The 20,220-nt window shown below is 62.0% G+C and carries 16 protein-coding genes and 1 tRNA gene; 14 read left to right on the forward strand and 3 right to left on the reverse strand.

Going from position 1 to position 20,220, the window contains the following annotated elements; all coding sequences use genetic code 11:
- On the reverse strand, nt 1-193 hold a 193-nt coding region (locus tag AC0L2R_RS02340), incomplete at its 3' end, for a hypothetical protein (protein WP_473507614.1).
- Between the two features lie 128 nt (nt 194-321).
- Between AC0L2R_RS02340 and AC0L2R_RS02345 the strand changes: the two genes are divergently transcribed.
- The 12 genes from AC0L2R_RS02345 to rpoC all read left to right on the forward strand — a co-directional run bounded on the left by AC0L2R_RS02345 (nt 322) and on the right by rpoC (nt 17,127).
- Nucleotides 322-1,944 (forward strand): COG3904 family protein, encoded by a 1,623-nt coding sequence (locus tag AC0L2R_RS02345; protein ID WP_473507615.1) that lies wholly within the window; start codon nt 322-324, stop codon nt 1,942-1,944.
- Nucleotides 1,945-2,122: 178 nt separating this feature from the next.
- The gene (locus AC0L2R_RS02350) at nt 2,123-3,790 is read left to right on the forward strand and encodes a COG3904 family protein (RefSeq protein ID WP_473507616.1); all 1,668 of its coding nucleotides are present in this window, start codon (nt 2,123-2,125) and stop codon (nt 3,788-3,790) included.
- 113 nt (nt 3,791-3,903) lie between these two features.
- Nucleotides 3,904-4,413 carry a metal-dependent hydrolase gene (locus tag AC0L2R_RS02355; RefSeq protein ID WP_473507738.1) on the forward strand — a complete coding sequence of 170 codons (510 nt, stop codon included), beginning with the start codon at nt 3,904-3,906 and terminating at the stop codon, nt 4,411-4,413.
- Nucleotides 4,414-4,448: 35 nt separating this feature from the next.
- Nucleotides 4,449-4,524: transfer RNA gene (locus AC0L2R_RS02360), tRNA-Trp, on the forward strand.
- Nucleotides 4,525-4,931: 407 nt separating this feature from the next.
- Nucleotides 4,932-5,135 (forward strand): preprotein translocase subunit SecE, encoded by a 204-nt coding sequence (gene secE, locus AC0L2R_RS02365; protein ID WP_013531408.1) that lies wholly within the window; start codon nt 4,932-4,934, stop codon nt 5,133-5,135.
- Nucleotides 5,136-5,162: 27 nt separating this feature from the next.
- The gene (gene nusG, locus AC0L2R_RS02370) at nt 5,163-5,690 is read left to right on the forward strand and encodes a transcription termination/antitermination protein NusG (protein ID WP_006333333.1); all 528 of its coding nucleotides are present in this window, start codon (nt 5,163-5,165) and stop codon (nt 5,688-5,690) included.
- A 169-nt stretch (nt 5,691-5,859) separates the two neighbouring features.
- The gene (gene rplK, locus AC0L2R_RS02375; RefSeq protein ID WP_023798121.1) at nt 5,860-6,288 is read left to right on the forward strand and encodes a 50S ribosomal protein L11; all 429 of its coding nucleotides are present in this window, start codon (nt 5,860-5,862) and stop codon (nt 6,286-6,288) included.
- A gap of 4 nt (nt 6,289-6,292) precedes the next feature.
- Nucleotides 6,293-6,991: a 50S ribosomal protein L1 gene (gene rplA, locus AC0L2R_RS02380; RefSeq protein WP_027155818.1), complete on the forward strand. Its 699-nt coding sequence runs from the start codon at nt 6,293-6,295 to the stop codon at nt 6,989-6,991.
- Between the two features lie 413 nt (nt 6,992-7,404).
- A complete protein-coding gene (gene rplJ / locus AC0L2R_RS02385; protein WP_023798119.1) occupies nt 7,405-7,923 on the forward strand; it encodes a 50S ribosomal protein L10 in 519 nt (172 codons plus the stop codon).
- A 54-nt stretch (nt 7,924-7,977) separates the two neighbouring features.
- The gene (rplL, locus tag AC0L2R_RS02390; RefSeq protein WP_023680442.1) at nt 7,978-8,355 is read left to right on the forward strand and encodes a 50S ribosomal protein L7/L12; all 378 of its coding nucleotides are present in this window, start codon (nt 7,978-7,980) and stop codon (nt 8,353-8,355) included.
- A gap of 253 nt (nt 8,356-8,608) precedes the next feature.
- On the forward strand, nt 8,609-12,745 hold the full coding sequence (gene rpoB / locus AC0L2R_RS02395; RefSeq protein WP_473507617.1) for a DNA-directed RNA polymerase subunit beta: 4,137 nt from the start codon (nt 8,609-8,611) through the stop codon (nt 12,743-12,745).
- 185 nt (nt 12,746-12,930) lie between these two features.
- Nucleotides 12,931-17,127: a DNA-directed RNA polymerase subunit beta' gene (gene rpoC / locus AC0L2R_RS02400; protein ID WP_128177802.1), complete on the forward strand. Its 4,197-nt coding sequence runs from the start codon at nt 12,931-12,933 to the stop codon at nt 17,125-17,127.
- Nucleotides 17,128-17,500: 373 nt separating this feature from the next.
- Here the strand turns inward: rpoC and AC0L2R_RS02405 are convergent, their stop codons facing one another.
- Both AC0L2R_RS02405 and AC0L2R_RS02410 read right to left on the reverse strand, forming a co-directional pair.
- Nucleotides 17,501-18,436 (reverse strand): Gfo/Idh/MocA family protein, encoded by a 936-nt coding sequence (locus tag AC0L2R_RS02405; protein WP_473507618.1) that lies wholly within the window; start codon nt 18,434-18,436, stop codon nt 17,501-17,503.
- A gap of 110 nt (nt 18,437-18,546) precedes the next feature.
- Nucleotides 18,547-18,828, reverse strand: coding sequence for a hypothetical protein (locus AC0L2R_RS02410; RefSeq protein WP_023798115.1), 282 nt, complete (start codon nt 18,826-18,828; stop codon nt 18,547-18,549).
- A 462-nt stretch (nt 18,829-19,290) separates the two neighbouring features.
- On the opposite strand from AC0L2R_RS02410, the gene rpsL reads away from it, so the two are divergent.
- Together rpsL and rpsG are read left to right on the forward strand one after the other, a co-directional pair.
- Nucleotides 19,291-19,662, forward strand: a complete 372-nt coding sequence (gene rpsL / locus AC0L2R_RS02415) for a 30S ribosomal protein S12 (RefSeq protein WP_006333356.1) — start codon at nt 19,291-19,293, stop codon at nt 19,660-19,662.
- An 85-nt stretch (nt 19,663-19,747) separates the two neighbouring features.
- Nucleotides 19,748-20,218, forward strand: a complete 471-nt coding sequence (rpsG, locus tag AC0L2R_RS02420; protein WP_008875664.1) for a 30S ribosomal protein S7 — start codon at nt 19,748-19,750, stop codon at nt 20,216-20,218.
- Nucleotides 20,219-20,220 lie beyond the last annotated feature (2 nt).

The following is a 20,220-nucleotide window of genomic DNA, read 5'->3' on the forward strand; positions in this document are numbered from 1 at the left end:
AGAGAAGCTGCGCTTCGCCATCCGTGAAGGCGGCCGCACCGTCGGTGCCGGCATCGTCGTCACCATCAAAGAGTAATCGACGCCGGCATTTGTCGGATCGACAGGGAAGGGCGGTCTTCTGGCCGCCCTTTCTACGTTTACTGGCTCCACGCAGAACAATCTTGCGCGGTCGTTTCAAAGCTATTGCAAGCACCACCGCCGCAACTATTATAGGTTGCATTGAGGGGGCTTTTGCCAAGCGTGGTTTGGGGACGCCGTTTAAGCAGTATGGCCGGGTGGTGGCGCGGGCTGGTTCGCCTGGCGCCGGTAGTCGCAATCGCGATGGCTGCCTTTGCCGCGAAAGCCGAGGATGTCTTCCCGAAATGGTCCGATCCGGAGGCTTGGACCGATGGTTTCTCCGAGATGCGGTTCATCGTCGTGCGCAGCAGCGCCACCGGCTGCGAGCCAAACTGTCCGGAATGGATTTCTGCCGAAGGCGCAATCGAGGCAGGTACGCCAGCTAAACTCAAGCGTATATTGAAGACACTCGGCCGCCGCCAACTGCCGATTATCGTCAATTCCCCGGGCGGCAATGTCGATGCTGCGCTCCAGCTTGGTCGAATAATCCGCAAGAACAAGCTCGATATCGCCGTCGGTTTAACCAGGTTTTCCGATTGTTGGCCCGGGATGAAGGATTGCCGGGCCAATGATGGCAAGGGCGCCGCATATTTCGGCATTGCGTCCGACGGCAGTGCCATGTGCAACTCCGCATGTCCGCTGATGTTTGCCGGAGGCGTCGGACGCGTGGTCGGCGGTTGGGCCCATCTGGGCGTCCATCAGATCACTACGACCCATTTCCGCACCACACGGCAATATCGAACCACCTATCGGGTTGTGCGGGGCAAAAAATATAAGGTCACCACAGAAACCGTCACTCAAGACAATATCGGCTACAAGACCTATGAGATGAGCAAGGCGCTTGAGAAGAGGCTGTCGGCATATCTCAGGGAGATGGGCGTCGGGCGGGGCGTTCTTGACGTAATGAAGGCTACGCCTGCCAGTGATATCCGGCAGATCGCCCTCGACGACATGCTGACGATGAAGCTGGTCACCAGCAGGGACACCCTCGACATACTTACGCAGGCGGGCATATGCCGGCGGAATCCGGCGCCGGCGAACTGCAGAGAGGTCCCAGCGAATGCCAAGCCGGCCAAGACGGCAGTGGTGGCCGTCCGGGGGGCCGTTCCAGCCACTCCGTCGGCCCGTCCAGCGCCGGTCGACAATTCGATGCGTTTCGTCCTGGTCCGGAGCAGCGACCCGAAATGCGGTCTCGATTGTCCCGAATGGATTGCTGCGCAAGGCACGATCACGCCCGATTCGCAGAAGATATTTCGCCAATTGCTCGATACCGTTGGCGGCCGGCGTCTACCGTTGATCGTGAGTTCGCCGGGGGGCGATTTGCTCAGCGCCTTGGCCATCGGAAGGTTGATCCGCGAACGCAAGCTTGACGTCGCGATTGCGCGCACCGATTTTCCTGGGTGCAAGCCGCAGGACAAAGGGTGCGCGCCAACGGATGGGTTTTATCCTGGCGTCGCGAGAAATTCAGGTGGGCAGTGCGAAGCCGTCTGTCCGATATTGCTCGGCGGTGGCGTCAGACGTTTCGTCGGTCCTGATGCGCTTGTGAGTGTGCAACCGCTGGCGTTCGCTGAGCGGGTACGCACTTATCTTGCGGAAATGTCGATCAAGCAGAATCTGTTTCCGCCGGTGCAGTTCAATTTCGCCGATTTTAGATTGCTCCGGCTCCGGCTCGAACCCGGCACAATGTTGACGATGGGACTGACGACGGGACCTGAATCGGCGAACCATTTGGTGGGGCCAACTGTCTGTAAAACCGAACCGAGGCCGCAAAATTGCCCAGCGGTATCGGCGCTCAAGGTTGACGCACAATTCACACCAAAGCCGTAGCCGTTGAAATACCCAAAGCCCTACCTCGAAGGGCGGTCTTCGGGCCGCCCGTCTCGCTTTTGGATACGGCGGGCATACTTTTTTGGGTACGGCCGGCGCTTGCGCCATCGTCGCAAAACGCTGTTGCAAGCCGGCAAAGCTGAACTACTATAGGTCGCATTGCGGGGGGCTTGCCCGAATGGTTCCATGGCACCGTCTGAATGGCCAGGCATGGTGGATGCTTGGGATGATGTTGCTGGCGTCGTTCCTGGTCATGGGACACGCTGCCTTTGCGGCGAATACAAAAAAATCCGCGCCGGATCTTGGTCCGACGATGCGGTTTGTCGTCGTCCGCAGCAGCGCGCCTGGTTGCGAACCGACCTGCCCGGAATGGATATCGGCTGAAGGCTCGATAGAGGCCGGCACGCCGGCCCTGTTCAAGCGCACGCTCAAGGGGCTTGGTGGCCGAAAACTGCCCGTTGTCGTGGATTCTCCCGGCGGCAACGTCGAAGCGGCGCTGGCGCTTGGCCGGCTGCTCCGCAAGAACAAGCTCGATATCGCGGTCGGTAAAACCCGGTTCACCGGCTGCCAGCCCGATGCCAGGGACTGCAAGCAAAACGACGGCAAGGGCGCTCGCTACTTCGGCAATGCCTATGCCGACGGCGCCATCTGCAATTCAGCCTGTCCGCTGATGTTTGCCGGCGGCATCAAGCGCGTCGTCGGGCAATGGGCCTTTCTCGGCGTGCATCAGATCACCACGACCTACATCCGCACGAAATTGCAGTACCGGACCACCTATCGCGTGGTCAGAGGCAAGAAGAAGATCCTCAGCAAGAAGATCGTCGGCCGCAAGAACGCCGGCAGCTACAAGACCTACGAGATGAGCAAGTCGGTGGAGAAAAGACTGGCTGCCTATCTGAACGAAATGGGCGTCGGCCAGGCCGTGCTCGAGACGATGAAGAACACGCCGGCCAGCAGCATCCAGCAGCTGGCGCCCTACGACATGCTGCAGGCGAAGCTGGTGACCAGCCTGGATGCCGTGGACCTGCTGACCGCGCCAACCCTGTGCAACACCGATCCGGTGGCCGCGAACTGCAGGGAAATACCGGCGCCGGCCGGCGACGTGGTGGCGTACGCCAAGCCCGCTCCCGCCGCGCCGGTCGAACCTGAAACCGGGCAGCCGGCCGATGTTGGCGATATGCGCTTCGTCCTGGTTCGCGGCAGAAGTTTTCTCTGCGATCCCAATTGTCCCGAATGGATCTCGGCGGAAGGCACGATCAGCGCTCAAACGCCGGAACGGCTGCGCCAACTGCTTGACACGATCGGTGACCGGCGACTTCCCGTGGTGATCAACTCGCCGGGAGGCGACGTGCTCGGCGCTCTGGCCGCCGGAAGGTTGATCCGAGAACGCAAGCTCGACGTGGCGGTTGCGCGGACGGACTTCATTGGATGCGAACCGGACAAGGCGGATTGCACCGCCAAGGATGGCGTCCATGTCGGGCTGACGATCGATGCGAGCGGCGCGTGTGGCGCGGCCTGTCCGATCATGCTTGCCGGCGGTGTCAGACGCCTTGTCGGTCCTCGCGCGCAGTTGACCGTGCACCCGATGGGGCTGGAGCAGCGGGTCAAGACCTATCTCAGGGACATGGCGGTCGGACCCGGTCTGCTGGTGGCGATGCGGTCGGTGCCCGCCTCGCGCCATCGGCAGCTCGAACCCGAGACGATGCTGAAAGTCGGGCTGACGACCGGGCTTGGTTCGGCAGACGAATTTACCGGTCCGACCATCTGCAAGTCGCAGCCAATGCCGGAGAATTGCCGCGTCGTGTCGACGTCCGAGGTTCAGGCCGAGGCGGCCGTCAAGTTGTAAGGGTGCAGGCACGCCCCAGCCGAGCGCGATAGGGCGAGGCGGGATAGTCCTTCCTGAATGCGCCACAATCCGCCGCGACGTTCGACCGATTCGGCAATGAACAAGGTTTGACGATGCTGATCGCTCATCTTCCGGCTGGCTACATACTCGGTACTTTCGTAGGAAATCGTTGGCCCGGCAGATCGGGGATCATGGCGGCGGCAATGCTCGGCAGCGTCGTCCCGGACCTTGACATGGTCTATTTCCATTTTGTCGATGGCGGACGAACCCATCACCACGCCTACTTCACGCACTGGCCGCTCTTCTGGGCAGCGGTTGGCGTTGTGGCAGTGTCGGTCGCGAAATGGCGGGATCCGCGATATCTGGCCCCCGTCGGCGCCTTCTTTGCCGCCGCAATTATACACATGATCCTGGACAGCGTGGCGTCGCCTATCATGTGGCTAATGCCGTTCGACCGGCGCGCGCTCGAACTCGTCACGGTCCCGGCGATGTATCGCAACTGGGTCATGAGCTTTATGTTGCATTGGACTTTTGCCCTCGAACTTCTGATATGCGCCTGGGCGCTGGCCCTCGGATTTCGACGATTGCAGCCCGGCGCGGCCACGCCTGAAAACTCGACTTGAGTTCTTGTCCGCTTTATGAAATAGCAGCGCGCGATACGGGCATAGCTCAGTTGGTAGAGCGGCGGTCTCCAAAACCGCAGGTCGTAGGTTCGAGCCCTGCTGCCCGTGCCATTCTTCGAAATGGCCAATTCATGAAACCCGTGCCATTTTTCGAAATGGTCAATTCAAGAAAAAAGTCTGGTCTTCCGCGCATCGACCTTTTGAAAATCGCGCGGTGGCTTGCCATATAGGCTGTCTTGAGGCATAAGAGCGCCATAGCCGGAACGGGACGACTGGATGGTTCCGAGGCGGCGTTTGGCATAAAGCGGACACTTGCCACTTGCGTGGATCAAGAATCGGTTTTATGTAGACGAAACAGACACGCGACGCGTGGAGCTGGGAAGCCGGCTTTACGCGTCCGATTTGCATGGGCGAAATGATTGCGCTGATTCGGCGCGGACACAGGCTCAGGCGGCACATCCCGGCCAGCGGGATCATCCAGGAGATCCGGTCAACGGGTCTTGCAGACAGAGCGGCACATGGCTTCGAAAACCACAAATCCATTCGTCTTTCTCCAGCAGGTTCGCGCGGAGACCGCCAAGGTGACTTGGCCGTCGCGTCGCGAAACGATGATCTCGACGGTGATGGTTCTGGCGTTCGCTGTGATCGCGATGATCTTTTTCTTTACTGCCGATCAGCTCATGGGCCTCGCGGTCGAGCAGATTCTGGGCATTGGACGCTGAGTCCGGCGATTACGGAGAAGCCTTGAAATGACTGCGCGGTGGTACATCGTCCACGCCTATTCGAACTTTGAAAAAAAGGTCGCTGAGGACATCGAGAACAAGGCCAAGCAGAAAGGCCTGTCCGCTGACATCGAGCAGATCGTGGTGCCTACCGAGAAGGTCGTCGAGATACGCCGCGGCCGCAAGGTCGATGCCGAGCGCAAGTTCTTCCCGGGCTACGTGCTGCTGAAGGCCAACCTGACCGACGCAGTGTTCTCGCTCGTGAAGAACACGCCGAAGGTCACCGGCTTCCTGGGTGATTCGAAGCCGGTGCCGATCACCGAGGCCGAGGCCCAGCGCATCCTGAACCAGGTGCAGGAAGGCGTCGAGCGGCCGAAGCCGTCGGTCACTTTCGAGATCGGCGAGGCGATCCGCGTCTCGGACGGTCCGTTCGCCTCGTTCAACGGTTTCGTCCAGGAAGTGGACGAGGAGCGGGCGCGGCTCAAGGTGGAAGTTTCGATCTTCGGGCGCGCCGTGCCGGTCGATCTCGAATTCGGACAGGTCGAAAAGGGCTGATCCGAAATCCTTGTCGCCAATTCGGCGGTGAGGGAGGCGGCGTGGAAATCGCCGCCAAAACGGGTGGGAGGCGAATGCGGCTTTAGCCCGCTGCAGGAACCGCACCACCAGACTGCAACCGCCGGTGTTGCCCAGATTTGGGGCCGGCATGAGATAAAGGCAGGAAGAGATGGCTAAGAAAATTGCAGGCCAGCTCAAGCTCCAGGTTTCCGCGGGCTCGGCGACGCCGTCGCCCCCGATCGGACCGGCGCTTGGTCAGCGCGGCATCAACATCATGGAGTTCTGCAAGGCGTTCAACGCGCAGACCCAGGAAATGGAAAAGGGATCGCCGGTTCCGGTCGTGATCACCTACTACCAGGACAAGTCGTTCACCTTCGTCATGAAGACGCCGCCGGTGAGCTACTTCCTGAAGAAGGCCGCAAACCTGAAGTCGGGCTCGAAGGAGCCGGGCAAGGTCAAGGCCGGCACGATCGGCCGCGACAAGGTGCGCGCCATCGCCGAGCAGAAGATGAAGGATCTGAACGCGACCGATATCGAGGGGGCCATGCGCATGGTCGAGGGCTCCGCCCGCTCGATGGGTCTGGAAGTGGTGGGCTGAGATCATGGCAAAGATTGCAAAGCGTGTATCGAAGACCCGCGAAGGCATCGATCCCAACAAGGCCTATGCCTTGGGTGATGCGCTGAAGCTGCTCAAGGACCGGTCCTCGGTGAAGTTCGACGAGACCGTTGAAATCGCGATGAACCTGGGTGTCGACCCGCGCCATGCCGACCAGATGGTCCGTGGCGTGGTCAACCTGCCGAACGGCACCGGCCGTACCGTCCGCGTCGCGGTTTTCGCGCGTGGCGACAAGGCCGAGGAAGCCAAGGCGGCCGGCGCCGATATCGTTGGCGCCGAGGATCTGGTCGACATCGTCCAGAAGGGCACGATCGACTTCGATCGCTGCATCGCCACGCCGGACATGATGCCGCTGGTCGGCCGTCTGGGCAAGGTGCTCGGCCCGCGTGGCATGATGCCGAACCCGAAGGTCGGCACTGTCACCACCGACGTTACCGCCGCCGTCAAGGCGTCGAAGGGTGGCGCGGTCGAGTTCCGCGTCGAGAAGGCCGGCATCGTTCATGGCGGCGTCGGCAAGATCTCGTTCGACGTCAAGGCGCTGGAAGAGAATGTTCGCGCCTTCGCTGACGCCGTGACCAAGGCGAAGCCGGCTGGCGCCAAGGGCAACTACGTCAAGAAGGTGTCGGTCACCTCGACGATGGGCCCTGGTCTCAAGCTCGACGTCTCGACGCTGGCAGCGTCCTGATACGAACCATTCGGATCTGCCGCTAAAGGGCTGATCCGCAAACAGAATTCCGGGCCTCCGATTTATCTTGGCGGCCCGGTACCGGAAGTCGGAAGGCTTCCGGACATCCTGTCCGAGATTGCGGGCGGCCCCAGGCCTTGGTTCAAGGGGGGCCTTAATTCATGTGGGCCTGCATGAGACGGGTGAAGACCGGACAACGGAGCGACTGCTCCAATGAAAGGTTCGAACCGTGTTTGCCTTTTGTCTGCGCACCATTCGGCTTGCCGGCTGGTGTGGCGAAAGGGGGCAGGATCCTCGAGCGTCGTTCGGGAGATCCGTTACTGGATGGCCCGGCCGGCAAAAGGCAACCCGACGCCTGTCCTCGTAATGGGAATGTTCCCGTTAACAGGATTGGGGTCAACTGGAGATAGGCAGTGGACAGAGCGGAAAAACGCGAACTCGTCACGGGCCTGAATGAAGCGTTTTCGGGCGCTGGTTCAGTCGTCGTGGCCCACTACGCCGGTATTACCGTCGCGCAAATGAACGACCTTCGGTCGAAAATGCGTGTCGCCGGTGGCACCGTCAAAGTCGCGAAGAACCGTCTCGCCAAAATCGCTCTTCAGGGCACGGACTCCGCATCGATCATCGACCTGTTCAAGGGACAGACGCTGATCGCCTATTCGGAGGATCCGATTGCGGCGCCGAAGGTCGCGTCCGATTTCGCCAAGGGAAATGACAAGCTCGTCATTCTCGGCGGCGCAATGGGCACCACCTCGCTCAACGCCGACGGTGTGAAGGCACTCGCCACACTTCCGTCGCTCGATGAGCTGCGCGCCAGGCTGGTTGGCATGATCGCCACGCCGGCAACCCGGATCGCCCAGATCGTCAATGCGCCTGCGGCTTCGGTCGCGCGCGTCATCGGCGCTTACGCCCGGAAGGACGAGGCGGCATGAGGCCGTTCCTCGCTATCACAAACACACGTTCGAACCTTATGAAGGAATATTGCAATGGCTGATCTGGCAAAGATCGTAGACGACCTTTCGAAGCTGACCGTCCTCGAGGCGGCCGAGCTGTCGAAGCTTCTGGAAGAAAAGTGGGGCGTTTCCGCTGCTGCTCCGGTGGCGGTTGCTGCCGCCGGCGGTGCTGCGGCTGCTGCTGCTCCGGTCGAGGAAAAGACGGAATTCGACGTCGTCCTCACCGAGGCGGGCGCTCAGAAGATCAACGTCATCAAGGAAGTTCGCGCCATCACCGGTCTTGGCCTCAAGGAAGCCAAGGACCTGGTCGAGGCGGCTCCGAAGCCGGTCAAGGAAGCTGTTTCCAAGGCCGACGCGGACAAGTTCAAGGCCCAGCTGGAAGCAGCCGGCGCCAAGGTCGAACTGAAGTAAGCGTTTGATATCGGCGGGCGGCTTCGCGCCGTCCGCCGCTCCCTTGGCGCGAAGGGAGGCTGCGTAACGCGAAGAGTACGAAAACCTCTTTCCTGAGGGCCGTAAGCCGGCCTTCAGGAAACGGGTTTTCTCCCGTTTTGGCCGGCCACCGACAGGTGGCGGGTGAACAAATAAAGGCCGCCGCCGAAGGTGGCCGAGAATGCAAGGCGAGCCGCGGCGAGGCTCGCCCCGAGAATCGAGCTAAGGAGCGACGATGGCCCAGACACAAACTTTCAATGGCCGCAGACGCGTACGCAAATTCTTCGGAAAGATTCCGGAAGTTGCGGAGATGCCGAACCTGATCGAGGTTCAGAAGGCATCCTATGACCAGTTCCTGATGGTCGAGGAGCCCAGGGGCGGGCGTCCTGACGAGGGGCTGCAGGCGGTTTTCAAATCGGTGTTCCCGATTTCCGACTTTTCCGGCTCCTCGATGCTGGAATTCGTGAAGTACGAGTTCGAAGCACCGAAATTCGACGTTGACGAATGCCGTCAGCGCGACCTGACCTATGCCGCGCCACTCAAGGTGACGCTGCGCCTCATCGTGTTCGATATCGACGAGGATACCGGCGCCAAGTCGATCAAGGACATCAAGGAGCAGGACGTCTATATGGGCGACATGCCGCTCATGACCTTGAACGGCACCTTCATCGTCAATGGCACCGAGCGCGTCATCGTCTCGCAGATGCACCGTTCGCCGGGCGTCTTCTTTGACCATGACAAGGGCAAGTCGCATTCGTCGGGCAAGCTGCTGTTTGCCGCGCGCGTCATCCCCTATCGCGGATCGTGGCTCGACATCGAGTTCGACTCGAAGGACGTCGTGCACGCCCGCATCGACCGCCGCCGCAAGATTCCGGTGACGTCGCTGCTGATGGCGCTCGGCATGGACGCCGAGGAGATCCTGTCGACCTTCTACAACAAGATCACCTACAAGCGCGCCGGCGACCACTGGCGCATCCCGTTCAACGTCGAGCGTTTCCGCGGCCTCAAGGCTGTCGGCGACCTGGTCGATGCAGACACCAACGAGGTCGTCGTCGAGGCCGGCAAGAAGATCACCGCACGCCAGGCCCGTCAGCTCGGCGAAAAGGGTCTCAAGGCGATCAAGGCGACCGACGAGGATCTGCTCGGCAATTACCTTGCCGAGGACATCGTCAACTATGCGACCGGCGAGATCTTCCTCGAGGCCGGCGACGAGATCGACGAAAAGACGCTAAAAGTGCTTCTCGCCGCCGGCGACGACGAGATCAAGGTTCTCGACATCGACCACGTCAATGTCGGCGCCTATATCCGCAACACGCTCAACGTCGACAAGAACGAGAGCCGCCAGGACGCGCTGTTCGACATCTACCGTGTCATGCGCCCCGGCGAGCCGCCGACGCTGGAAACCGCCGAAGCCATGTTCAACTCGCTGTTCTTCGACAGCGAGCGCTATGACCTGTCGGCCGTCGGCCGCGTCAAGATGAACATGCGCCTCGAGCTCAAGGCCGAGGACACCGTGCGCGTGCTGCGCAAGGACGACATCCTGGCCGTGGTCAAGACGCTGGTCGAACTGCGTGATGGCAAGGGCGAGATCGACGACATCGACAATCTCGGCAATCGCCGCGTGCGCTCGGTCGGCGAGCTGATGGAGAACCAGTACCGCGTCGGCCTCTTGCGCATGGAGCGCGCGATCAAGGAACGCATGTCCTCGATCGAGATCGATACGGTGATGCCGCAGGACCTGATCAACGCCAAGCCGGCGGCTGCCGCCGTGCGCGAGTTCTTCGGTTCCTCGCAGCTGTCGCAGTTCATGGACCAGACCAACCCGCTGTCGGAGATCACCCACAAGCGCCGTCTCTCGGCGCTTGGACCCGGTGGTCTGACCCGCGAGCGCGCCGGCTTCGAGGTGCGCGACGTGCATCCGACGCATTACGGCCGCATCTGCCCGATCGAGACGCCGGAAGGCCCGAACATCGGTCTGATCAACTCGCTGGCCACATTTGCGCGCGTCAACAAGTATGGCTTCATCGAGAGCCCGTACCGCAAGATCGTCAACGGCAAGCTGACCAATGAGGTCGTCTATCTCTCCGCGATGGAAGAGGCCAAGCACCACGTCGCGCAGGCCAATGCCGAGCTCGACAAGAATGGTGGTTTCGTCGACGAATTCGTCATTTGCCGCAATGCCGGCGAAGTGATGATGGCGCCGCGCGAAAACGTCGATCTGATGGACGTGTCGCCCAAGCAGATGGTGTCGGTGGCCGCGGCCCTGATTCCGTTCCTCGAGAACGACGACGCCAACCGCGCGCTGATGGGCTCGAACATGCAGCGTCAGGCCGTGCCGCTGGTGCGCGCCGAAGCGCCGTTCGTCGGCACCGGCATGGAGCCGATCGTTGCCCGTGACTCCGGCGCGGCCATCGGCGCCCGCCGCGGCGGCATCGTCGACCAGGTCGACGCGACGCGTATCGTCATCCGCGCCACGGAAGATCTCGATCCCGGCAAGTCGGGCGTCGACATCTACCGGCTGATGAAGTTCCAGCGTTCGAACCAGAACACCTGCATCAACCAGCGTCCGCTGGTGCGCATGGGCGACCTGGTCAACAAGGGTGACATCATCGCCGACGGTCCGTCGACCGAGCTCGGCGATCTGGCGCTCGGCCGCAACGTGCTGGTCGCGTTCATGCCGTGGAACGGCTACAACTACGAGGACTCGATCCTCTTGTCCGAGCGCATCGTCGCCGATGACGTCTTCACCTCGATCCACATCGAGGAGTTCGAGGTCATGGCGCGCGATACCAAGCTCGGGCCGGAGGAAATCACCCGCGACATCCCCAACGTCTCGGAAGAAGCGCTGAAGAACCTCGACGAGGCTGGCATCGTCTATATCGGTGCGGAAGTGCAGCCGGGCGACATCCTGGTTGGCAAGATCACGCCGAAGGGCGAAAGCCCGATGACGCCGGAAGAAAAGCTTCTGCGCGCCATTTTTGGCGAAAAGGCATCGGACGTGCGTGACACCTCCATGCGCATGCCGCCCGGAACCTTCGGCACCGTCGTCGAAGTGCGCGTCTTCAACCGCCACGGCGTGGAGAAGGACGAGCGCGCCATGGCGATCGAACGCGAGGAGATCGAACGCCTCGCCAAGGACCGCGACGACGAGCAGGCGATTCTCGACCGCAACGTCTATTCGCGCCTGTCCGACGTTCTCGTCGGCAAGGATGCGATTGCCGGGCCGAAGGGTTTCAAGAAGGGCTCGAAGCTGTCGAAGGACACGCTCGACGAGTATCCGCGTTCGCAGTGGTGGCAGTTTGCGGTGGAGAACGAAAAGCTCCAGAGCGAACTGGAAGCCCTGCGTGGCCAGTACGACGATTCCAAGAAGGCGCTCGAACAGCGCTTCATGGACAAGGTCGAGAAGGTGCAGCGCGGCGACGAGATGCCTCCCGGCGTCATGAAGATGGTCAAGGTCTTCGTGGCCGTGAAGCGCAAGATGCAGCCCGGCGACAAGATGGCCGGCCGGCACGGCAACAAGGGTGTCGTGTCGCGGATCGTTCCGGTCGAGGACATGCCGTTCCTCGAGGACGGCACGCATGCCGATATCGTGCTCAACCCGCTGGGTGTGCCGAGCCGCATGAATGTCGGCCAGATCCTGGAGACGCATCTGGGCTGGGCTTGCGCCGGAATGGGCAGGAAGATCGGCGAGCTGATCGACGCCTACAAGACAGGCGGCGACATCAAGCCGCTGCGCAAGACGCTCGAGAGCTTCATGCCGGCCAACGACCGCAACGAGCCGGTCCGCGACTATGACGACGACAGCGTCGTTCGCCTCAGCGAGCAGATGCGCCGCGGCGTCTCCATCGCGACACCGGTGTTCGACGGCGCGCACGAGGCCGACATCAACATCATGCTGGAGCAGGCGGGCCTGCACACCAGCGGTCAGTCGCAGCTCTATGACGGACGCACCGGCGAGCCGTTCGATCGCAAAGTGACGATGGGCTACATATATATGCTCAAGCTTCACCACCTTGTGGACGACAAGATCCACGCGCGTTCGATCGGGCCGTACTCGCTCGTTACCCAGCAGCCGCTGGGCGGCAAGGCGCAGTTCGGTGGCCAGCGCTTCGGCGAGATGGAGGTCTGGGCGCTCGAAGCGTACGGCGCCGCCTACACGCTGCAGGAGATGCTGACGGTGAAGTCGGACGACGTCGCTGGCCGCACCAAGGTCTACGAGGCGATCGTCAGAGGCGACGATACCTTCGAGGCCGGCATCCCCGAGAGCTTCAACGTTCTCGTCAAGGAAATGCGGTCTCTGGGCCTCAATGTCGAGCTGGAGAACACCAAGCTCGACGACAACCCGATCCGGCTGCCCGACGCGGCCGAATAAGCAAGACGTCCGGTCGCGGTTCCCCGCGGCCGGACGCCGAGCATGATCCCGAAAAGTGGTTACCGGTTTTCGGCCAAGATCATGCTCAAACAAGAGTTTTTTCGACCGATGGTCGACCAAGTCGGCGGGCGTTTGGCCCGCGCTAGATGCAAGGGGTTTTCGATGACCCCGAAAAGGAGAACGGCATGAACCAAGAGGTCATGAATCTCTTCAATCCCCAGGCGCCTGCACAGGTGTTCGATTCCATCCGGATTTCGCTCGCCAGCCCTGAGAAGATTCTGTCCTGGTCGTTCGGCGAGATCAAGAAGCCGGAGACCATCAACTACCGCACTTTCAAGCCGGAGCGCGACGGCCTGTTCTGCGCGCGCATTTTCGGTCCGATCAAGGACTACGAATGCCTGTGCGGCAAGTACAAGCGCATGAAGTACAAGGGCGTCATCTGCGAGAAGTGCGGCGTCGAAGTCACGCTGTCGCGCGTCCGTCGCGAGCGCATGGGCCATATCGAGCTGGCCGCGCCGGTCGCCCATATCTGGTTCCTGAAGTCGCTGCCGTCGCGTATCGGCACGCTGCTCGACATGACGCTGAAGGACATCGAGCGCGTTCTCTACTTCGAGAACTACATCGTCACCGAGCCCGGCCTGACCGCGCTGAAGGAGCACCAGCTTCTCAGCGAGGAAGAGTACATGATGGCCGTCGACGAATATGGCGAGGATTCGTTCACCGCCATGATCGGCGCCGAGGCCATCCACGACCTTCTGGCCGGCATGGACCTGGAGAAGATCGCCGGCGACCTGCGTTCGGAGCTGGCTTCGACCACGTCCGAGCTCAAGCAGAAGAAGTATCTGAAGCGGCTCAAGGTCGTCGAGAACTTCATGGAGTCCGGCAACCGTCCGGAATGGATGATCATGAAGGTGGTGCCGGTGATCCCGCCGGACCTGCGTCCGCTGGTTCCCCTGGACGGCGGCCGCTTCGCGACGTCCGATCTCAACGATCTCTATCGCCGCGTCATTAACCGCAACAACCGTCTGAAGCGGCTGATCGAGCTGCGCGCGCCCGGCATCATCGTGCGCAATGAAAAGCGCATGCTGCAGGAAGCCGTCGACGCGCTGTTCGACAACGGCCGTCGCGGCCGCGTCATCACCGGCGCCAACAAGCGTCCGTTGAAGTCGCTGTCCGACATGCTGAAGGGCAAGCAGGGCCGGTTCCGCCAGAACCTGCTCGGCAAGCGCGTCGACTATTCCGGCCGCTCGGTCATCGTGACCGGTCCGGAGCTCAAGCTGCACCAGTGCGGCCTGCCGAAGAAGATGGCGCTCGAACTGTTCAAGCCCTTCATCTATGCCCGTCTCGACGCCAAGGGTTATTCCTCGACCGTCAAGCAGGCGAAGAAGCTGGTCGAGAAGGAGCGTCCGGAGGTCTGGGATATCCTCGACGAGGTTATTCGCGAGCATCCGGTGCTTCTGAACCGTGCGCCGACGCTGCACCGCCTCGGCATCCAGGCGTTCGAGCCGATCCTGATCGAAGGCAAGGCGATCCAGCTTCACCCGCTGGTCTGCACGGCCTTCAACGCCGATTTCGACGGCGACCAGATGGCGGTTCACGTGCCGCTGTCGCTGGAAGCACAGCTTGAAGCCCGCGTGCTGATGATGTCGACCAACAACATCCTGCACCCGGCTTCCGGCGCGCCGATCATAGTGCCGTCGCAGGACATGGTTCTGGGTCTCTACTATCTCTCGATCGTCAACCAGAACGAGCCGGGCGAGGGCATGGTGTTTGCCGACATGGGCGAACTCCAGCACGCGCTCGAGACCAAGGCGGTGACGCTGCACTCCAAGATCAAGGGCCGCTTCCGCTCGGTCGATGCGGACGGCAAGGTCGTGTCGAAGATCTACGACACCACGCCCGGCCGCATGATCATCGGCGAGCTTCTGCCGAAGAACGTCAATGTGCCGTACGAGACCGCCAACCAGGAGATGACCAAGAAGAACATCTCCAAGATGATCGACACCGTCTACCGCCATTGCGGTCAGAAGGAGACGGTCATTTTCTGCGATCGCATCATGGCCCTCGGCTTCAGCCACGCCTGCCGCGCCGGCATTTCGTTCGGCAAGGACGACATGCTGATCCCGGATGCCAAGATCAAGCTGGTTTCCGACACCGAGGCCTTGGCCAAGGAATACGAGCAGCAGTATAATGACGGCCTGATCACCCAGGGCGAGAAGTACAACAAGGTCGTCGACGCCTGGGCCAAGTGCTCGGAAAAGGTCGCCGACGAGATGATGGCCCGCATCAAGGCGGTCGAGTTCGAGGACAATGGCCGTCAAAAGCCGATGAACTCGATCTACATGATGTCGCACTCCGGTGCGCGCGGCTCGCCCACCCAGATGCGCCAGCTTGCCGGTATGCGCGGCCTGATGGCCAAGCCGAGCGGCGAGATCATCGAGACGCCGATCATCTCCAACTTCAAGGAAGGCCTGACCGTGCTCGAGTATTTCAACTCGACCCACGGCGCCCGCAAGGGTCTGGCCGACACCGCCTTGAAGACGGCGAACTCGGGTTACCTCACCCGTCGTCTGGTCGACGTGGCGCAGGACTGCATCGTCAACTCCGTCGACTGCGGCACCGACAAGGGCCTTACCATGCAGCCGATCGTCGATGCCGGCCAGGTCGTCGCTTCCGTCGGCCAGCGCGTTCTCGGCCGCACGGCGCTCGACGACATCACACATCCGGTGTCGGGTGAGGTTCTGGTCAAGGCCGGAACCCTGATGGACGAACGCGACGTCGAGCAGATCGAAAAGGCCGGCGTCCAGTCGGTCCGCATCCGCTCGGCGCTGACCTGCGACGTCAGGGTCGGTGTCTGCGCGGTCTGCTACGGACGCGATCTGGCCCGCGGCACCCCGGTCAACCAGGGCGAGGCTGTCGGCGTCATCGCGGCGCAGTCGATCGGCGAGCCGGGCACCCAGCTCACCATGCGTACCTTCCACATGGGCGGCACGGCGCAGGTGGTGGACTCGTCGTTCCTTGAAGCCTCGTATGAGGGCAAGGTCGAGATCCGCAACCGCAACGTGGTGCGCAACTCCGACGGCCAGCAGATGGTCATGGGCCGCAACATGGCCGTGCTGATCCTCGACGAGGCCGGCAAGGAGCGCGCCACGCACCGTCTCACCTATGGTTCGCGCATCTTCGTGGACGATGGCGACAAGGTGAAGCGCGGCCAGCGCATCGCCGAGTGGGATCCCTATACCCGCCCGGTGCTCACCGAAATCGAGGGCAAGGTGGCGTTCGAGGATCTGGTCGACGGCATTTCCGTCCAGGAAACGGCCGACGAATCGACCGGCATCACCAAGCGCGAGGTCATCGACTGGCGTTCGACGCCGCGCGGCAACGACCTCAAGCCGGCGATCGTCGTCCAGGACGCCAAGGGCAAGGTCGGCAAACTGTCGAAGGGCGGCGACGCTCGCTTCCTGCTCTCGGTCGAGGCCATTCTTTCGGTCGAGCCGGGTGCACAGGTTCGCCCCGGCGACGTGCTGGCGCGTATCCCGATGGAAAGCGCCAAGACCAAGGACATCACCGGTGGTCTGCCGCGTGTTGCCGAACTGTTCGAGGCACGCCGTCCGAAGGATCACGCCATCATCGCCGAGATCGATGGCACGATCCGCTTCGGCCGCGACTACAAGAACAAGCGACGCATCATCATCGAGCCGCATGACTCGACGCTTGAGCCGGTCGAATACCTGATCCCGAAGGGCAAGCCGTTCCATCTCCAGGACGGCGACGTCATCGAGAAGGGCGACTACATCCTCGACGGCAATCCGGCGCCGCACGACATCCTGGCGATCAAGGGCGTGGAGGCGCTTGCCTCCTACCTCGTCAACGAGATCCAGGAGGTCTACCGTCTGCAGGGCGTTTCGATCAACGACAAGCACATCGAGGTGATCGTTCGCCAGATGCTGCAGAAGGTCGAGATCACTGCGCAGGGCGACTCGACCTACATTCCGGGCGACCACGTCGACGTGATCGAGCTGGAAGAGGTCAACGAGCGCCTGGTCGAGGACGGCAAGAAGCCGGCCGAAGGCCAGCCGGTGCTGTTGGGCATCACCAAGGCCTCGCTGCAGACGCCGTCCTTCATCTCGGCCGCCTCCTTCCAGGAGACGACCAGGGTGCTGACCGAAGCGGCGGTTGCCGGCAAGACGGACATGCTGCAGGGGCTGAAGGAAAACGTCATCGTCGGCCGTCTGATCCCGGCCGGCACCGGCGGCACGATGAGCCAGATCCGGCGCATCGCCACCTCGCGCGACGAGCTGATCATCGACGAGCGCCGCAAGGCGTCGGGCGTCGAGGTCGCCGATCCGATGCTGACCGACATGGCTTCCGCCGCGCAGTAAGCGCGGCGGGTACAGATCTCAGGCAACAAAGCCGTCGGGGCAACCCGGCGGCTTTTTTATATGCTGAAGTTGGGGGATTCTTGCGAAGAGGACCCCCACCCTAACCCTCCCCACAAGAGGGAGGGAACGCTGCCGCGCGCCTTTATTTCTCCCCTTTGGCGCCGAAGGCAGGCAAGTTGCCAAGGTCAGCGCCAGCGGAAGTCTCCCTCCCCCTTGTGGGGAGGGGTTAGGGGTGGGGGTACATCGTAGAGCGAAAGCCTCGGCTTGCGACAGCCTGCCTTGAGGGATCCCAAGGGGGAGATTGTATGGCGCTTCCGCTTTCGCCAACTACCAACGCTGGGCAGGCGGGTCGTTCATTGCCGCATTGTACGCGTCAATCGAAAAACGCTTCCACCACATTGCGCTTGCCGAGCATGAAGGCGTCGGCGGCATGTTGGAGCGGAGCGAGATCGACGTCGGAAACGCCGGCGCGCACGATCTCTGCGAAGCGCTTGTAGAGCATCGGATATTCGGCTTCCGGCTCGTCGTGAACGACGCGGCCGTCGACCGCGAGTTTTGCGCCGCCGCCAGAAAGCACCATCGCGCCCTTGTCCGTCTCGGCCAGGATGTCCCAGCTTTGCGGGCCGGTCTGGCGCCAGTCGAGCTCCATCGCCACCGGCAAGCCGTTCGAGGTGCGGAAAGCGATGTGCGCGGCGATCGGGGCGGCGCGGTTCTCGGGAAAGTCGAGGATCGCCGAGCTGATGAACATCGCCGGCAATATGTGGGTCGCGATCGACAGCGCGTTGATGCCGGGATCAAACACGCCGAAGCCGCCTGGAGCCCAGATCCAGTCCTGGTTCGGATGCCAGCGGCGCACGTCCTCCTTCCAGTTGATGGCAGCCGACCTGATCGTGGTCGAGCCTAAAAATGCGCGCGCCGCTTCCACCGCCGGCGCATAGCGCGAATGCCAGCTGGCGAACAGCGAGACGCCGTTTGCCGCCGCCAGTGCTTTCAAATCCTCGACCTCGCTGACCGTGGCGCCGGGTGGCTTTTCCAGAAAAACATGCTTTTTTGCTTCCAGCGCCGTCCGCGCGGCGTCGTAGCGGAACTGCGGCGGCATGCAGAGCGATACGGCCTCGAGTTCCGGCACGGCGTCGAGCATCGCCTCGATATCAGGAAAATTCGCGATCCCGTCCACCTTGCCGTGCCGGCTGGCGGCGGCGGTGAGCAGGTAGTCGCGGTCCTTGGCCAGGGCCGGCAGGTGCTGGTCGCGAACAATCTTTCCCACGCCGACGATGCCGAGCTTGATGGGACCGCTATTCAGGGACATGGGAACTCCGCAGGTTGATATTGCGCTTGGTTCTTAGCAGAGAACCGATGCCGGGCAAGCAGTGCCAGACCGCGACGGCCCCAAACCGCGACGGCCAGGGACATGGCTGGTCACAGCGGCACGTCGAAGGTGACGATCGACACTTCGCCTTCGAGCGCGCCCTGATAGGCCGACAAATGCGGCTCTTCGTCGGGCACGCCGTCGAGGTCGCCGATCTGGTCGAGCTCAGCCTCGGCGTAGCCTTCGGCCGCGAGTGATTCGAGCGCCCGGCGCACCGCCGAATCGTCGTCGGGCGCGACCAGCATGAGGTGGACGCCTTCCGGCTTGCCGCCCTTTCTTTTCCACGCCCGGCCGGTGATGATGGTGACCGGGCGCTCATCATTGTCGTTCACGGGCCGATTCCTCCGGGCGAGGGGATTTGCGCTGTTCATGTCGCTTTTTCGCATGAAGCGTGGCTATGCAACAGCCGACGGCCGGTCACTTTCTTCCTTGCTCTTGCAAAATGGCGAAAGAAAATTACATGCGCTTTTCGCATGGCTGCCAAGCCTCGGTTTCAGCGTAATATTTGGTGCTCCGGGGTTGACGGGCAACAGGCTTGCGAGTAGAAGCCGCCCAGTCAGAACCGATGTGAGGCTCTCCCTTCCGAAGCGACACGCTTTGGAGTTTGCCTCAAACAGGGTTCGTTTTACGAGCGAAAAGACATTTCCGGCGTGCATGAAGCGGTTTCCGCTTCCTCTGCCATTTGTTCGGGCAAGACCGCGAGGCGCGGTTTGTGGCCCGACTTTGCGTATGGAAATGACGCTTTGAGCGGCCCTGACCGGGCGAGACACGGAATTGAGAGACAAGAGGGTTTAATGCCTACCGTCAACCAGCTGATCCGCAAGCCGCGCATTGCGCCGGTGAAGCGCAACAAGGTCCCGGCCATGCAGCAGAACCCGCAGAAGCGGGGCGTTTGCACGCGCGTCTATACAACGACGCCGAAGAAGCCGAACTCGGCGCTGCGCAAGGTGGCCAAGATCCGCCTGACCAATGGTTTTGAAGTGATCGGCTACATCCCCGGCGAAGGCCACAACCTTCAGGAGCACTCGGTGGTGATGATCCGCGGCGGTCGCGTCAAGGATCTTCCGGGCGTCCGCTACCATATCATCCGCGGCGTGCTCGACACGCAGGGTGTGAAGAACCGCAAGCAGCGCCGTTCGAAATACGGCGCCAAGCGTCCGAAGTGACCGAAGCGTAGCCAAGGTCATCCCGGACGGCGCCAGGCGACGATCCGGGATCCAGGCCACCACGCAGAATTGAGGCAGAGAAAAAATGTCCCGTCGTCACAGTGCAGAAAAGCGTGAGATCAATCCGGACCCGAAGTTCGGCGATCTGATCGTCACCAAGTTCATGAACGCCGTCATGTATGACGGCAAGAAGTCGGTTGCCGAGACCATCGTCTACGGCGCGCTCGACCAGGTCCAGTCCAAGACCAAGCAGGAGCCGGTCACCGTCTTCCATCAGGCGCTCGACAATGTCGCGCCGCATGTGGAAGTGCGTTCGCGCCGCGTCGGCGGCGCCACCTATCAGGTTCCGGTCGACGTGCGCCCCGAGCGCCGTCAGGCGCTGGCCATCCGCTGGCTGATCGCCGCCGCCCGCAACCGCAACGAGACCACGATGGTCGACCGCCTCTCCGGCGAGCTGATGGACGCGGCCAACAACCGCGGCACCGCCGTCAAGAAGCGTGAAGACACCCACAAGATGGCAGAAGCCAACCGCGCCTTCGCGCACTACCGCTGGTAAAG

Source organism: Mesorhizobium sp. WSM4820 (assembly GCF_055811075.1).

Bases quoted from the DNA above. Each gene is read 5' to 3' on its own strand.
- AC0L2R_RS02345 (WP_473507615.1), top strand. From the start codon at position 322: ATGGCTGCCTTTGCCGCGAAAGCCGAGGATGTCTTCCCGAAATGGTCC.
- AC0L2R_RS02350 (WP_473507616.1), top strand. From the start codon at position 2,123: ATGGTTCCATGGCACCGTCTGAATGGCCAGGCATGGTGGATGCTTGGG.
- AC0L2R_RS02355 (WP_473507738.1), top strand. From the start codon at position 3,904: ATGCTGATCGCTCATCTTCCGGCTGGCTACATACTCGGTACTTTCGTA.
- secE (WP_013531408.1), top strand. From the start codon at position 4,932: ATGGCTTCGAAAACCACAAATCCATTCGTCTTTCTCCAGCAGGTTCGC.
- nusG (WP_006333333.1), top strand. From the start codon at position 5,163: ATGACTGCGCGGTGGTACATCGTCCACGCCTATTCGAACTTTGAAAAA.
- rplK (WP_023798121.1), top strand. From the start codon at position 5,860: ATGGCTAAGAAAATTGCAGGCCAGCTCAAGCTCCAGGTTTCCGCGGGC.
- rplA (WP_027155818.1), top strand. From the start codon at position 6,293: ATGGCAAAGATTGCAAAGCGTGTATCGAAGACCCGCGAAGGCATCGAT.
- rplL (WP_023680442.1), top strand. From the start codon at position 7,978: ATGGCTGATCTGGCAAAGATCGTAGACGACCTTTCGAAGCTGACCGTC.
- rpoB (WP_473507617.1), top strand. From the start codon at position 8,609: ATGGCCCAGACACAAACTTTCAATGGCCGCAGACGCGTACGCAAATTC.
- rpoC (WP_128177802.1), top strand. From the start codon at position 12,931: ATGAACCAAGAGGTCATGAATCTCTTCAATCCCCAGGCGCCTGCACAG.
- AC0L2R_RS02405 (WP_473507618.1), bottom strand. From the start codon at position 18,436: ATGTCCCTGAATAGCGGTCCCATCAAGCTCGGCATCGTCGGCGTGGGA.
- rpsL (WP_006333356.1), top strand. From the start codon at position 19,291: ATGCCTACCGTCAACCAGCTGATCCGCAAGCCGCGCATTGCGCCGGTG.
- rpsG (WP_008875664.1), top strand. From the start codon at position 19,748: ATGTCCCGTCGTCACAGTGCAGAAAAGCGTGAGATCAATCCGGACCCG.